At 71.9% G+C, this 13887-nt stretch carries 14 protein-coding genes; 8 read left to right on the top strand and 6 right to left on the bottom strand.

Annotated elements, in window-relative coordinates; translation table 11 throughout:
* The first annotated feature begins 327 nt into the window (after positions 1-327).
* Complete coding sequence (locus ABEA33_RS19385; RefSeq protein WP_345528577.1) at positions 328-894, top strand: RNA polymerase sigma factor; 567 nt, start codon at positions 328-330, stop codon at positions 892-894.
* Positions 891-2324, top strand: a complete 1434-nt coding sequence (locus ABEA33_RS19380; RefSeq protein WP_345528576.1) for a M1 family metallopeptidase — start codon at positions 891-893, stop codon at positions 2322-2324. Before ABEA33_RS19385 ends, ABEA33_RS19380 begins: the two co-directional genes overlap by 4 nt.
* Positions 2325-2375: 51 nt before the next feature.
* On the opposite strand, the gene ABEA33_RS19375 is transcribed toward ABEA33_RS19380, so the two are convergent.
* Entirely contained in the window at positions 2376-3392 is a 1017-nt protein-coding gene (locus ABEA33_RS19375) for an LLM class flavin-dependent oxidoreductase (RefSeq protein WP_345528575.1), read from the bottom strand.
* A gap of 77 nt (positions 3393-3469) precedes the next feature.
* Here ABEA33_RS19375 and ABEA33_RS19370 point away from each other — a divergent pair, with 77 nt between their 5' ends.
* From ABEA33_RS19370 to ABEA33_RS19350, 5 genes are all read left to right on the top strand, one after another.
* Positions 3470-4453, top strand: coding sequence for an NAD-dependent epimerase/dehydratase family protein (locus tag ABEA33_RS19370; RefSeq protein ID WP_345528574.1), 984 nt, complete (start codon positions 3470-3472; stop codon positions 4451-4453).
* 151 nt (positions 4454-4604) lie between these two features.
* Positions 4605-6095, top strand: coding sequence for a carboxyl transferase domain-containing protein (locus ABEA33_RS19365; RefSeq protein WP_345528573.1), 1491 nt, complete (start codon positions 4605-4607; stop codon positions 6093-6095).
* 32 nt (positions 6096-6127) lie between these two features.
* On the top strand, positions 6128-6934 hold the full coding sequence (locus ABEA33_RS19360; protein WP_345528572.1) for an SDR family oxidoreductase: 807 nt from the start codon (positions 6128-6130) through the stop codon (positions 6932-6934).
* Between the two features lie 16 nt (positions 6935-6950).
* Positions 6951-7190, top strand: a complete 240-nt coding sequence (locus ABEA33_RS19355) for a hypothetical protein (protein WP_345528571.1) — start codon at positions 6951-6953, stop codon at positions 7188-7190.
* 9 nt (positions 7191-7199) lie between these two features.
* Positions 7200-8099, top strand: coding sequence for a patatin-like phospholipase family protein (locus ABEA33_RS19350; RefSeq protein ID WP_345528570.1), 900 nt, complete (start codon positions 7200-7202; stop codon positions 8097-8099).
* On the opposite strand, the gene ABEA33_RS19345 is transcribed toward ABEA33_RS19350, so the two are convergent.
* The 4 genes from ABEA33_RS19345 to pdhA form a co-directional block, all read right to left on the bottom strand.
* The gene (locus tag ABEA33_RS19345; RefSeq protein WP_345528569.1) at positions 8100-8240 is read right to left on the bottom strand and encodes a hypothetical protein; all 141 of its coding nucleotides are present in this window, start codon (positions 8238-8240) and stop codon (positions 8100-8102) included.
* A gap of 101 nt (positions 8241-8341) precedes the next feature.
* Entirely contained in the window at positions 8342-9709 is a 1368-nt protein-coding gene (locus tag ABEA33_RS19340) for a dihydrolipoamide acetyltransferase family protein (protein ID WP_345528568.1), read from the bottom strand.
* Positions 9709-10689: an alpha-ketoacid dehydrogenase subunit beta gene (locus ABEA33_RS19335; protein ID WP_345528567.1), complete on the bottom strand. Its 981-nt coding sequence runs from the start codon at positions 10687-10689 to the stop codon at positions 9709-9711. The genes ABEA33_RS19340 and ABEA33_RS19335 overlap by 1 nt, the downstream gene beginning before the upstream one ends.
* The gene (gene pdhA / locus ABEA33_RS19330; RefSeq protein WP_425577448.1) at positions 10686-11843 is read right to left on the bottom strand and encodes a pyruvate dehydrogenase (acetyl-transferring) E1 component subunit alpha; all 1158 of its coding nucleotides are present in this window, start codon (positions 11841-11843) and stop codon (positions 10686-10688) included. The genes ABEA33_RS19335 and pdhA overlap by 4 nt, the downstream gene beginning before the upstream one ends.
* 94 nt (positions 11844-11937) lie before the next feature.
* On the opposite strand from pdhA, the gene ABEA33_RS19325 reads away from it, so the two are divergent.
* Positions 11938-12267 (top strand): hypothetical protein, encoded by a 330-nt coding sequence (locus ABEA33_RS19325; protein ID WP_345528565.1) that lies wholly within the window; start codon positions 11938-11940, stop codon positions 12265-12267.
* A 4-nt stretch (positions 12268-12271) separates the two neighbouring features.
* Here the strand turns inward: ABEA33_RS19325 and ABEA33_RS19320 are convergent, their stop codons facing one another.
* Positions 12272-13738 carry a protein adenylyltransferase SelO gene (locus tag ABEA33_RS19320; RefSeq protein ID WP_345528564.1) on the bottom strand — a complete coding sequence of 489 codons (1467 nt, stop codon included), beginning with the start codon at positions 13736-13738 and terminating at the stop codon, positions 12272-12274.
* Positions 13739-13887 lie beyond the last annotated feature (149 nt).

Below are 13887 nucleotides of genomic sequence, written 5' to 3'. Positions count from 1 at the left end.
TCACGTGCGCGACCTCGGCGTGCGTCGAGGCGCCGTACGGGCCGGGCGGCGCTGCTCCGGCGGCGGCCGCGAGCAACGGAGCACCTCCGATGCTGAGACCGGCCCACCCCAGTGTGAGCACGGTCGTGACTGCGGCAGGCGTCTTCCAGGAACTGGCTTTCATCGCATCCCCCGAACGAGTCGATGTCGGGCCCTCCGAGTGGTGGCCCTGACCATGACGAACGAGCCGTAGGTGCCCACGGTTACGCGAGTCACCCGCCCTCGGCGAACAACCACCCGTTCGGGTGGGGCCTGCACAATGAGCACACAACGGGGAAGGGTGCGTTCATGACGACCGATGGTCTGGGGCCGGACGAGATCGACGAGCTCGCGCGCCGCGCGCAGGACGGAGACCGAGACTCCCTGGAGGCGCTCCTCACCGCCATCCGGCCCCGAGCGCTCAACGTCTGTCGCGGCGTCCTCCCGCACCTGCCCGACGCGGAGGACGCGTGCCAGGAGGCGCTGCTCAACATCGCCAACAAGGTCGGGTCCTGGAACGGTCAGGGTCGCTTCACCACCTGGATGCACGTGGTCGCGCTCAACAGCGCGCGCTCGACGTACCGCCGGATGAAGAACCTGGCGACGCCCCGCGACCCGATGGAGTACGCCGGCGTCGATCGTCCCGACCCGCGCACGACCAGCGTCATCGCCGGCACCCGCCTCGACCTGCTCGAGGCGATGGAGACGATCGAGCGGGACCACCCCCAGTTCGTCGAGCCGCTCCTCCTGCGGGACGTCTACGGGCTCTCGTATGAGGAGATCGCCCGCCAGGTCGGCGCCCCGCTCGGCACCGTCAAGGCGCAGATCCATCACGGTCGCAAGCTCGCCCGGCCATTGCTGTGGGGCTCCGAGTGAGGGTGGTCGCCGCCCTGGTCGCCGGCGTCCTGCTGCTCGCCGGCTGCACGTCCTCGGACGACGAGCCGGACGGCTCACCGTCGCCGGCGCCCAGCGCACAGGCGACGACGAGTTCGGAGTCGCCGGGTTTGAGCAACCCCGTTGAAGACGGGGTCTATCCCGAGGTGGGCGACCCGGGCGTGGACGCCCTGGAGTACGCGCTCGACATCGCGTGGGACCCCGACACCCGCACCATGACGGGCCGCGAGACCGTGCGGCTGCGAGCCACCGACGACGCCGACCACCTGCAGCTGGACCTCGCCGCCGACCTCGAGATCGGGTCGGTATCGGTCGACGGCTCGGACGCGGCGTACGAGCACCGCGGTAAGGACCTGGTGATCTCGCACGCCGCGCGGGCCGACCAGGTCTACCGGCTGGTCATCGAGTACGACGGCACGCCGACGCCGGTGCCGGCACCCTCTCAGCGCAGGGACATGGACACCATCGGCTGGGAGACCACCGCCGACGGCGAGGTCTGGACGATGCAGCAGCCGTACGGCGCCTACTCCTGGTACGCCGTCAACGACCAGCCCTCCGACAAGGCGCTCTACTCCTTCACCATCACCGCGCCCGCTCCGCTGGTCGGCGTCGCCAACGGCGAGCTGGTCTCGCGCAGCACGACGGCCGGGGAGACCACCACCCGCTGGGAGCTCGACGAGCCGGCGGCGTCGTACCTCGTCACGATCGCGATCGCCGACCTGGTCGAGACGAAGGAGCGCTCGGCGTCCGGCGTCCCGATCGCCTACTGGACGCCCCGCGGGCGCCCCGAGCTCGTCGCGAAGCTCCGGGAGGCACCGGCCGGGCTGGACTGGCTGGAGGAGCGGCTGGGCCCGTATCCGTTCGGGTCGCTCGGCTTCCTGATCGTGGACTCCACGAGCGGCATGGAGACCCAGACGATGATCACCCTCGGCGACTCGGCGTACGCGACGTCACCGGAGGTGCTGGTCCACGAGATGGCGCACCAGTGGTGGGGCGACCAGGTCACGCCGGTCGACTGGCGCGACATGTGGATGAACGAGGGCATGGCGATGTTCATCCAGGGCGCGTGGCAGGCCCAGTCCGACGGCACCACGATCGAGTCGGTGATGGACGAGTGGGCAGAGACGGAGCCGCGGCTGCGCTCGGACCACGGCCCGCCGGCCGACTACGATCCGGAGGCCTTCGGCGCCGGGAACGTCTACTACGGCCCCGCGCTGATGTGGGACGAGCTCCGCAAGCGGTTGGGCGACGACGAGTTCTGGCGCCTGGTGCGCGCGTGGCCGGCCGCCCACGACAACGGCAACGCCGACTACGCCGACATCACGACGTGGTGGTCCGAGCAGACCGGCGAGGACCTGTCGGGGTTCTTCGACGACTGGCTGCTGGGCGAGACGACGCCGCAGCGGAGCTAGGTGGGGGTCGCGGGTTTCCCCGGGCGCCCGGGGAAACCTGCCGACACGCCGCTACGGCGACGGCGCGTCGGCAGGTTTCGGCTGCCAACCCAGCGCCGGACCGAGGCGGGTCGCCATGTCGGTCAGGATCTGCACGTAGTCGGCCTCCTCGAAGGTGAACGGCAGCGCGAAGGCGACCTCGTCGACCTCGCGGAACGCCGCGTGCGCGTTCAGCCGCTCGGCGACATCGTCCGAGGTCCCGACGATGTCGGGCGCGAACATCAGCCGCCCCGGTCCCTGCGGCTCGCTCGTCCGCGCCAGCCGGGACTCGGCGTACGCCGTGTAGCGCGCCCGTTGGTCGGCGGAGGCGCCGTCGGTCGGGATGACGACCAGGCCCTGCGACACGCGGGCGGCGCCATCCAGCGGATGCGCCGCGCGGAACGCGCGGATCTGCGACAGCTGCACCTCTTCGAAGTCCTCCGACTCCTCCGCCTTGACCACGCTGCTGGTCAAGAGGTTGAGCCCCTGCTCGCCGGCCCACCGCGCCGAGCCCAGGGACGCAGCGCCGTACCAGATCCGAGACGCGAGGCCGGGTGAGTGCGGCTCGACGCGATCCGAGAAGTCCTCGATGCCCGCGCGCCCCCGGAAGGGGCTCGCCGGCTCGCCACGCACCAGCCGGAGCAACCGCTCGACCCGCTCGTAGCTGAAGTCCTCGAGGTCGCCGGCGTCCGGGTAGAGCGCCCCGCGGACCTCGTCGTACCGCATCGGCGGCCCGACGCTCAGTCCCGGGTTCAGCCGGCCGCCGGAGAGGACGTCGACGGTGGCCCAGTCCTCGGCGAGGCGCAGCGGGTTCTCCCAGCCGAGGGGGGTGACCGCCGTACCGAGCTCGATCCGGCTGGTGCGCTGCGAGGCCGCCGCGAGCACCGCGACCGGCGACGAGATGCCGTACTGCAGGTGCCGGTGCCGAAGCCACGCGTTGTCGAAGCCGAGCTCCTCCCCGAGCTCGATGATCCGGAGCGTCGACTCGTGTCCCGCAGCCGGGTCGCCGGGGTCGAAGAGTCCGATCGTGAGGAAGCCGAGCCTGTTCACGACCTGCTGCTCCTCTCGGGGTCTGCTGTTGGCTGAATCGCTTGCCTCCTCGCTTCATTCCCGCAAGCGTTGCGGACATGAAGCTCCTGGTGCTCGGCGGTTCGGTGTTCCTTTCCAAGGCGGTCGCGGCGGACGCCGTACGCCGCGGGCACGACGTCACCTGCGCCAACCGCGGTACGTCGGGGTCGGGGTCGGTGCCGGAGGGCGCGCAGCCCGTGAAGTGGGATCGCGCGGAACCCGCGCCGACCGACCTCGCCGACGACTTCGACGCAGTGGTCGACGTCGGCCGCTACCCCTCTTCGACACGATCGGCGGTCGCCGCTCTTCCCAACGCCCACTGGGTCTTCGTCTCCACGGTCAACGTCTACTCCGACGAGTCCACCCCCGGGGGTCGGCCCGGCACCCTGCCGTTGCGCGAGCCCCTCCACGAGGACGTCGACCTGTCCGTCGACCTGGAGGCCTACGGCCCGATGAAGGTCGCGTGTGAGCAGATCGTCCGTGACGGTTCCGCCTCGGCCACCGTCATCCGGCCGGGCCTGATCGTGGGACCGGGCGACCCGAGCGGCCGGTTCACCTACTGGCCTGCGCGGATGGCCGACGGCGGGTCGGTGCTCGCACCCGGTCGCCCCGACGACAGCACGCAGGTGATCGACGTGCACGACCTCGCGACCTGGATCGTCACCGCCGCCGAGTCCCGGCTCGTCGGCGACTACGACGGCGTTGGGCACGCGACGACCATGGTCGACGTGCTCACCGCCGTCGCGGAGGGCTGCGACGCCGAGGTCGAGCTCACCTGGGTGCCGCAGGAGTTCCTGACCGAGCAGGGCGTCGAGCCGTGGGCCGGCCCCGACTCGCTGCCGCTGTGGCTCCCCCGCCCGGCGTACGACGGCATGACCGCTCACGACGCGACCCCGTCGTACGACGCCGGGCTGGTGACGCGCCCGGTCGCCGACACCGCCCGCGAGACCCTCGCCTGGCTGCAGGCGACCCCGGACGCGAAGGTCACGGGCATGAGCCGCGAGCGCGAGTCCGAGGTGCTCGCCGCCTGGCGCGACCGCTAGCGACACCGGTCGTCACGGACCAGTGCGGTGGCACGCCGGCCACCATGCTGCCGAGCTCGCGCAGGAGCGGAAGGATCGGGGGCTCACCCATGCCGGGCGAGCCCCCGAAGGCGCCCCGGCATTCCCCGACCCGACCCGTTAGCCTTCGCTGATGAACGCCCCCACGCCGTCCCGCCTCTCGGCCGCCGAGCTCATCGACCTCGTCCTCGACGAGGGTTCGTGGAGCTCCTGGGACGTGCCGCCGTCGTACGGCGAGATCCCGGAGGCGTACGCTGCCGAGCTCGCGGCCGCCCGGGAGAAGAGCGGCGTCGACGAGTCAGTGCTCACCGGCGAGGGTCTGATGCACGGGCGGCGGGTCGCGGTCGTGATGGGCGAGTTCCGGTTCCTGGCCGGCTCGATCGGGCGGGCGTCCGCGGACCGGCTGGTCGCGGCGATCGAGCGGGCGACCCGCGAGGGGCTGCCGCTGCTCGCCGGCCCGATCAGCGGCGGCACCCGGATGCAGGAGGGCACCCCGGCGTTCGTGCAGATGGTGCGGATCACCCAGGCGGTGGCGGCCCACAAGGCGGCCGCGCTGCCGTACCTCGTCTACCTGCGCCACCCCACCACCGGTGGCGTGATGGCGTCCTGGGGCTCGCTGGGCCACGTGACCGTCGCCGAGCCCGGTGCCTTGATCGGGTTCCTCGGACCGAGGGTCTACGAGGCGCTCTACGGCAAGCCGTTCCCCGAGGGCGTCCAGACCTCGGAGAACCTCTACGCGCACGGCATCATCGACGCGGTCATGCCGCCCGAGGAGATCGCCGGCATCCTGGACCGGGCGCTCTCGATCCTGCTCGCGCCGCGGCACGGCATCAGCCCGGTGCCCGACCCGGTGCCGCTCACGCCGGTCCCCGACGTCGAGACGTGGGACGCCGTCACCCGCTCTCGACGACCCGACCGGCCCGGCGTACGGCGGCTGCTGAAGTACGCCGCCAGCGACGTGATCCCGCTCAACGGCACGGGTCAGGGCGAGCACGACCCCGGGCTGCTGTTGGCGCTGGTGAGCTTCGGCGAGGCGCCGTGCGTGTTCCTCGGGCAGGACCGGCGAGGTCAGACCGCCGAGCACCCGATGGGCCCGGAGGCGTTGCGCGAGGCCCAGCGCGGGATGAAGCTGGCCGCCGACCTCGGCCTGCCGCTGGTCACCGTGATCGACACCCGCGGCGCCGCCCTGTCGGCCGAGGCCGAGAACGGCGGCATGGCCGGCGAGATCGCCCGCTGCCTCAACGAGCTGGTCACCCTCGACGCCCCCACGCTCTGCCTGATGCTGGGCGAGGGCAACGGCGGCGGCGCGCTCGCCTTCCTGCCCGCAGACCGGGTGATCGCGGCCCAGCACGCCTGGCTCTCGCCGCTGCCGCCGGAGGGCGCCAGCGCGATCGTCCACCGCGACCTCGACCACGCACCGGAGATGGCTCGCGCGCAGAAGGTCCGCGCCCTCGACCTGCGCGACCGCGGCATCGTCGACCGGATCGTCGCCGAGTTGCCGGACGCCGCCGACGAGCCCGAGGCGTTCTGCCAGCGCGTGGGTGCGGTGCTCGAGCACGAGCTCGCCGCTCTGCTGGACTCCGGCCCCGGCTCTCCCGCCGACCGGGCCCGCCGCTACGCCTGAGCCGACAACTAGAACGCGTTACGGTTCCGGCCATGAAGACGTACGCCGTCACCGGCGCCGCCTCCGGGATCGGGGCCGCGACCACCGCACTGCTGCGCGAGCGGGGCCATCGGGTGATCACCGTGGACCGACCGGGCACCGACGCCGACCTGACGGCCGACCTGGCGACCGTGGAGGGACGAGCCGCGGCCGTGGCCGGCGTACAGGCGCTGACCGACGTGCTGCACGGGCTGGTACCGGCCGCAGGCATCGCCGGCCGCACCGGCGTACCCGGCGACCTGCTGGTGTCGGTGAACTTCTTCGGCGCGGTCGCGCTCGTCCGCGGGCTGCAAGCCGAGCTCGCCGCGGCGAAGGGCGCGGGCGTCGTGCTCCTCGCGTCCAACTCGATCACCGGCATGCCGGGCTGGAACGCGCCCGCGGCCCAGGCCTGCCTGCGCGACGACGAGCCGCTCGCCCGCGAGGAGGCCGCGAAGGTCGACTCGGTGATGACCTACCCGTCCAGCAAGGCCGCGCTCGCCTGGTGGGCCCGTCGCGAGGGGGTGAAGCCGGAGTGGGCCGGCGCCGGCATCCGCCTCAACGCCGTCGCCCCCGGCGCCACCGAGACCCCGATGGTCGAGGAGATGCGCGCCGACCCGCTGCTCGGCTCGGCGATCGACGCCTACCCCAACGCCATCGGCCGCCTCGGCCGGCCGGAGGAGGTCGCGGCCACCATCGCGTTCCTGCTCTCGGACGGCGCCGCCAACATCGTCGGGGCGGTCATCTTCGTGGATGGCGGCACCGACGCGATGCTGCACCCGATCTCGCCGCCGGGCTGGGAGGTCGGCCCGATCGAGGCCTGACTACACCGGGGCGAACATGTCGGAAACCCCCGACAAGGAGCGCTCCCCCGTGCTGTCCGACAATGCACATCGGGAGCTGGACGGCGCTGGCGTTGCCACAACGGCATGGCTGGTCGGACCCTTCACCGTGGTGGGGTCGACGCTCCGGACGCGTGGACCGCCGACCACGTCGACGGCGCCGGTCAACACCGTGCCCGGCGCGCAGACCCTCGCCTTAGCCGAGGAGCATCCGGGAGCTCCCACCCGCGCTGACTAGGGTGCAGGCATGCCTCCACAGCGCGTCGCCCTGGTCCTGGGCTCCGGTGGCGCCCGCGGCTATGCGCACATCGGCGCCATCGCCGAGATCGAGTCCCGCGGGCACGAGGTCGTCGCGGTGGCCGGCTCGTCGATGGGCGCGTTGGTCGGCGGCCTGTACGCCGCGGGAGTGCTCGACGCCTACACCGAGTGGGTCCGCAACCTGAAGCAGCGCGAGATCCTCCGCCTCCTCGACCCGAAGTGGTCGGCAGGTGGGGCGATCGCCGCCAACCGGATCTTCGCCGAGGTCGAGGAGCTGATCGGCGAGCAGCTGATCGAGGGGCTCCCGATGGCGTTCACCGCCGTCGCCACCGACCTGAGGGCCCGGCGCGAGGTGTGGTTCCAGCGTGGCCCGCTGTTGTCGGCGATCCGCGCCTCGATCGCGATCCCGGGCGTCATCACGCCGGTCGTCATGAACGGTCGCCTGCTGGCCGACGGTGGCCTGATGAACCCCGTCCCGATCGAGCCGACCGCCGCCGCGGCCGCCGACCTCACCATCGCGATCTCCCTCCAGGGCAACCGGAGCGCTCGCGAGCAGAGCAGTCCGGCCCGCGAACCGGCCACCCCGACCTGGCGCGAGGAGATCGTCGACCGGGTACGCCGTACGGTCGGTCGCGAACGCGAGCTCGAACCCCCAGTTTCGATGGAGCCGGTCGAGCCCGATCCGCTGCGGATCTCCGACGTCGTGGGGCTCTCGCTGGACGCCATGCAGGGTCTGGTCGCGCGCTACCGGATGGCCGGCCTGCCGCCCGATGTCCTGGTGACCGTGCCGGTCTCGGCCGCGCGCTCGCTCGACTTCCACCGCGTCACGGAGATGATCGAGCTCGGCCGGCGCCTCACCGCCGAGGCGCTGGACGCGTCCGGCCACTGATCACCAGCGGTTGCGGGCCTCCTCGGCCCATCCGCGCAGGTTGGCGCGGTGCAACGGCGTACGACTCCGGCCGACGGCATCCGGGTTCAGCCGGCCGTCGGGCAGGCACAGGTCGGTTGCCTGGGCGATCCCGCGTTCCACCACGTCTACCGGGGAGGTCGTCAGCTGGAACCTGCCGACACGCCGTTGCTGCAACGGCGTGTCGGCGGGTTTCCCCGGGCGGCCGGGGAAACCCGCCCGCCTCAGAACAGCAGCGCGCTCGCCGGGTCCTCGAGCACCCCGGCCACGTCGGCGAGGAAGCGCGAGCCCTTCTCGCCGTCGATGTGCCGGTGGTCGAAGGAGAGCGACAGGGTGCAGACCTGCCGCACCACGATCTGGTCGTCCACCACCCACGGCGCCTTCTTGACGGCGCCGAAGCACAGGATCGCGGACTCGCCCGGGTTGATGATCGGGGTGCCACCGTCGACGCCGAACGGGCCGACGTTGGTGATCGTGAACGTCCCGCCGCTCATCTCGGCCGGCTGCGTCTTGCCCTCGCGCGCGGTCGCGGTCAGCGCGTTGAGCGCCGAGGCCAGCTCGAGCAGCGAGAGGTCCTGGGCGTCCTTGACGTTGGGCACGACCAGCCCGCGAGGGGTGGCCGCGGCGATGCCGAGGTTGACGTAGCCCTTGAAGACGACCTCGCCGGCCGCCTCGTCCCAGAGCGAGTTGATCTCCGGCGTACGACGCATCGCGAGCATCACGGCGCGCGACAGCACCAGCAGCGGCGAGACCTTGACGTCCCGGAACTCGCGACGACCCTTCAGCCGCTCGACGAACTCCATCGTGCGGGTCACGTCGACGGTCACCCACTCGGTGACGTGCGGGATGGTGAACGCCGAGCTCACCATCGCCTGGCCCATCATCTTGCGGACGCCCTTGATCGGCTCGCGGGTCTCCCGCTCCACGGTCGCCGAGGTGCGAGGCGCGCTAGCGCCGAGCCTCGGAACCTCCGTGGACCCAGCGGCCGCGGCCTCCACGTCCTCCCGGCACACCGTGCCGTTGCGACCGGTCGGCGTCAGCGTGCTGATGTCGACCCCGAGGTCCTTGGCCAGCTTGCGCACCGGCGGCTTCGCCAGGGCGCGTACGGCGGCGGGCGATGCCGGCTCGGGAGCGGCCGCGACAGCGGGCACGGACTCGGGCTCCTCGACGGCCTCCACCATCGGCGCCGCGCCGGACTCGAAGGCCGCCTGGGCCTGCATGTGCGCGGCCACGGCACCCGACGACACCTTGCGCGCCCGCCGGACCGGGCCGCGGTCGGCCTTGTTGCGGCCGACCAACGACTCACCCTCGCCGCCACCGGAGGCGGCCGGGTTGGAGAGGTCGATCTCGGCCGGCGCGTCGTCCCCGATCGCGATGATCGGCGTACCGACGGCGACCATCTCACCCTCGGCCACCATCAGCGCGCTCACGGCACCGGCGTACGGCGACGGCAGCTCGACGATCGACTTGGCGGTCTCGATCTCGACGATGATGTCGTTGATCGCGACGACGTCGCCGACCTTGACCTTCCAGCTGACGATCTCGGCCTCGGTCAGACCCTCGCCCACGTCGGGCAGCTTGAACTCACCCATCAGAACCCCAAGGATCGATCGACGGCATCGAGCACCCGGTCCAGGTCGGGGAGGTAGTCCTCCTCGATCCGCGACGGCGGATAGGGCGTGTCGAACGCGCCGACCCGCAGCACCGGGGCCTCGAGCGAGTAGAAGCACTCCTCGGTGATCCGCGCGGAGACCTCCGCGCCCATGCCGAGATTGACGTGCGCCTCGTGGGCGATGACCGCGCGGCCGGTGCGGCGTACGGACTCGAAGACCGGACCCATGTCGAGGGGCGACAGCGTGCGCAGGTCGATGACCTCGATCGACTTGCCCTCATCGGCGGCCGCCTCGGCGACCTTCATCGCGGTCTTCACCGTCGGCCCGTAGGCGAGCACGGTCACGTCGGTGCCGCGGCGTACGACGCGCGAGGTGAAGAGCGGCTCGGGCGTCGCGGTGTCGTCGAGCTCGGCCTTGTCGGCGTGGTACTGCCGCTTGGGCTCGAGGAAGATCACCGGGTCGTCGCACGCGATGGCCTGCTGGATCATCCAGTAGCCGTCGACCGGGTTGGAGCAGGCGACCACCTTGAGGCCGGGCGTGTGCGCGAACTGCGCCTCCGGCGACTCGCTGTGGTGCTCGACCGCGCCGATGCCGCCGCCGAACGGGATCCGGATGACCATCGGCATCTTGGACTTGCCCTGGCTGCGGAAGGTCATCTTCGCGACCTGGCAGACGATCTGGTCGTACGCCGGGTAGACGAACCCGTCGAACTGGATCTCGACGACGGGCCGGTAGCCGCGCAACGCGAGGCCGACCGCGGTGCCGACGATGCCGGATTCGGCCAGCGGCGAGTCGATGACCCGGTCCTCGCCGAAGTCCTTCTGCAGGCCGTCGGTGATCCGGAAGACGCCGCCGAGCTTGCCGACGTCCTCCCCCATGAGCAGGACCTTCGAGTCGTCCTCCATGGCCTTGCGCAGGCCCATGTTGAGGCCCTTGGCGAGCGTGATCTTCTCCGTCATGAACGTGCCCCCTCGAACGACTCGAGGTAGGCCTCGAAGCCGGCTCGTTGCTGCTCGAGCTCCTCGGTCATCTCGGTGTAGACGTGGTCGAAGATCGACAGCGGCGACGGGTCGGGCAGCGCCTTGCAGCCCTCGCGCAGCCGGGCGCCGAGGTCGTCGGCCTCCTGCTGCACGGCGGCGATGAAGTCGTCATCGGCCAGCCCATTGCGCCGGAGATAGACCTCGACCCGGGCGATCGGGTCCTTGAGCTTCCAGCGCTCGAGGTCGTCGGAGAGCCGGTAGCGGGTCGGGTCGTCGGTCGTGGTGTGCGCGCCCATCCGGTAGGTGTAGGCCTCCACGAACGTCGGCCCCTGGCCGTCGCGGGCCCGCTGGAGAGCCGCCTGCGTGACGGCGTACGTCGCGAGGACGTCGTTGCCGTCGACGCGTACGCCGGGGAAGCCGAAGCCCAAAGCCCTTTGGTAGAGCGGGATTCGCGTCTGACGCTCGATCGGCTCCGAGATCGCCCACTGGTTGTTCTGGCAGAAGAAGACGACGGGGGCGTTGTAGGACGCGGCGAAGATGAAGGCCTCGTTGACGTCGCCCTGCGAGGAGGCGCCGTCACCGAAGTGCGCGATCACGGCCGCGTCGCGGTCGGGGTCGCCGGTGCCGACGACGCCGTCGCGCTGCATGCCCATCGCGTAGCCGGTCGCGTGCAGGGTCTGGGCGCCGATCACGATCGTGTAGAGCCCGAAGTTGTTCTCGGCCGGGTCCCATCGACCCTGGTCGACGCCGCGGAAGAGGCCGAGGAGGTCGAGCGGGTCGACGCCCCTGCACCACGCGACACCGTGCTCGCGGTAGGTCGGGAAGACGTAGTCCTGCGGTCGCAGCGCGCGGCCGGCGCCGATCTGCGCGGCCTCCTGGCCGAGCAGCTGCGCCCAGATGCCGAGCTCGCCGTGCCGCTGGAGCGCGGTCGCCTCGACGTCGATCCGACGGGTGAGCACCATGTCGCGGTAGAAGCCGCGGACCTGGTCGGCGGAGAAGTCGAGGTCGAACTCGGGGTGGTGGATCCGCTCACCCTCGGGAGTGAGGAGCTGGACGAGCTCGGGGCCGCCGTCCTGCTGGGAGGGTCCGAAGACCTCCGCGAGATCCGGGCCGAAGCCTGACTGCTGGGTCACGTGCACTCCTTCGAGGTCACCGGCGTCGGCGGGGTCTCCGCTTGCCGAGGTCATATCGGTCCCGGGTCGTCGGGACGCGGGGGTGGTGCGCCCTGTGACCCGGAACACAATCGTGCCCAATCAACCTATCTGCCGCATCGTCGGCGTCGCCAATCCGGTCCCGCCTAGGTCGTCGACCCGCCCCATCACCACGGCGGCAGCAGGGCGGGGCGGCGTTGAGTGGCTCGTCGAGGGCACGTCGCACCACCCCTTCACAGGTGATGGCGATCTTCCACGGCCCGAGAGCGTGCCAGAAGGTCACTGCAGAGCCATCGCGTCCGGTTGCCGACAGGTATGCGGCGGTCAGCTGGACACCGTGCTGAGCATCTCCTACGCCCTGGAGCAGATCGTGCCGTTGCTCGCCGACCCTTCTTCCGGCACCTGAGGCCTCAGGTCCCGCAGAAGGTCTGGTAAGCCGCCCCGAAGTCAGCCGGCGCAGGGGCGGCGTAGGCCTCGAGACCGGCCCGTTCGTCGTACGGCGCACGCACGGCGACCAGCAGCTGCTGGAGCGGAGCGAGGTCGCCGCCGGTCGCCGCGGTCAGCGCGGCCTCGACCAGGTGGTTGCGTGGGATGTAGACCGGGTTGACCCGCTCCATCGCGTCGGCGTCCGGGCCGGTCGCGAGCCACCGCTCGGCCCAGGCGTCGAAGGCGGCGAGGTCCAGGACCAGGCCGCGGGCGGGCTCGGCATCGCCGCGGGCGGCGTGGCCCAGCGCCCGGAAGAACGTCGTCAGGTCGACCCGGCCGGCCTGCATCAGGACCAGCAGGTCGTTGACCAGCGGGGCCACGACCTCGTCGTCGAGCCCGGCAGGCAGCCCGAGCTTGCCCCGCATCCCGTCCAGCCAGGCGGCGCCGTACAGCTGGCTGAAGGAGGTGAGCGAGGCCGTGGCCAGCTCCACGGCCCGGTCCTGGTCCTCGCTGATCAGGGGCAGGAGCGACTCAGCGAGACGCGCGAGGTTCCACTGGGTGATGCCCGGCTGGTTGCCGTAGGCGTAGCGCCCGCCCTCGTCGATCGAGCTGTAGACGGTCGCGGGGTCGAAGGCCTCCATGAAGGCGCAGGGGCCGTAGTCGATCGTCTCGCCGGAGATCGTGACGTTGTCGGTGTTCATCACCCCGTGGACGAAGCCGACGAGCATCCACTGCGCGACGAGCCGCGCCTGGGCGGCGACCACCGCATCGAAGAGCGCGAGGTACGGCGAGTCCGCCGTCGCGGCCTCCGGGTGGTGCCGGTCGATCGCGAGGTCGGCGAGCCTTCGGATGAGCCCCACGTTGCCCTGTGCCGCCGCGAACTGGAAGCTGCCGACCCGCAGGTGGCTGCTCGCGACCCGGGCGAGGACGGCGCCGGGCAGGACGGTCTCCCGGCGTACGCCGCGTCCGGTCGCCACGACGGCGAGCGCGCGGGTGGTCGGGATGCCGAGGGCGTGCATGGCCTCGCTGACGACGTACTCCCGCAGCATCGGGCCGACGGCCGCGAGGCCGTCGCCGCCACGGGCGAAGGGGGTGCGGCCGGAGCCCTTGAGATGCAGGTCGCGCACCTGCCCGGCGCGGTCGACGAGCTCGCCGAGCAGCAGCGCCCGGCCGTCGCCGAGCCTCGGGTTGAACCCGCCGAACTGGTGGCCGGCGTACGCCTGCGCGACCGGGTGCGCCCCGGGCGGCACGACCGTCCCGGTGAGCAGGCCGAGCCCGTCGGCGCTGCGGAGCGCGGCGGGATCGAGGCCGAGCTCGGCGGCCAGCGGCTCGTTCAGCGCCAGGAGGCTCGGCTCCGGCGCCGGCTCGGCCTGCCAGGGCACCGCCAGCTCCGGAACCGTGCGGGCGAACCGGTCGTCCAAGGCGATGGTCAGGTCGGGCGCGGCTCTCACGTCACCGAGGCTACGTGTCGCGTCGGCACCCGTCGGCGGCGAGACGGAGTTGCGGACGACGGCGGGCCCGCCAACACTTGACCGTTGGCGACGCGCGGGCAGACGGAGGCACAGGTGGATCGGCGGGACTTTCCGACCGGGGTCGGGCT

It is taken from the genome of Nocardioides endophyticus, assembly GCF_039543845.1.
Taxonomy (GTDB): Bacteria; Actinomycetota; Actinomycetes; order Propionibacteriales; family Nocardioidaceae; genus Nocardioides; species Nocardioides endophyticus.
This window is presented reverse-complemented; position numbering and strand designations above follow the sequence as displayed.

Excerpts from the sequence above, each read along its gene's own strand:
- ABEA33_RS19385 (WP_345528577.1), top strand. The coding sequence starts at position 328 with ATGACGACCGATGGTCTGGGGCCGGACGAGATCGACGAGCTCGCGCGC.
- ABEA33_RS19370 (WP_345528574.1), top strand. The coding sequence starts at position 3,470 with ATGAAGCTCCTGGTGCTCGGCGGTTCGGTGTTCCTTTCCAAGGCGGTC.
- ABEA33_RS19365 (WP_345528573.1), top strand. The coding sequence starts at position 4,605 with ATGAACGCCCCCACGCCGTCCCGCCTCTCGGCCGCCGAGCTCATCGAC.
- ABEA33_RS19360 (WP_345528572.1), top strand. The coding sequence starts at position 6,128 with ATGAAGACGTACGCCGTCACCGGCGCCGCCTCCGGGATCGGGGCCGCG.
- ABEA33_RS19355 (WP_345528571.1), top strand. The coding sequence starts at position 6,951 with ATGTCGGAAACCCCCGACAAGGAGCGCTCCCCCGTGCTGTCCGACAAT.
- ABEA33_RS19350 (WP_345528570.1), top strand. The coding sequence starts at position 7,200 with ATGCCTCCACAGCGCGTCGCCCTGGTCCTGGGCTCCGGTGGCGCCCGC.
- ABEA33_RS19340 (WP_345528568.1), bottom strand. The coding sequence starts at position 9,709 with ATGGGTGAGTTCAAGCTGCCCGACGTGGGCGAGGGTCTGACCGAGGCC.
- ABEA33_RS19335 (WP_345528567.1), bottom strand. The coding sequence starts at position 10,689 with ATGACGGAGAAGATCACGCTCGCCAAGGGCCTCAACATGGGCCTGCGC.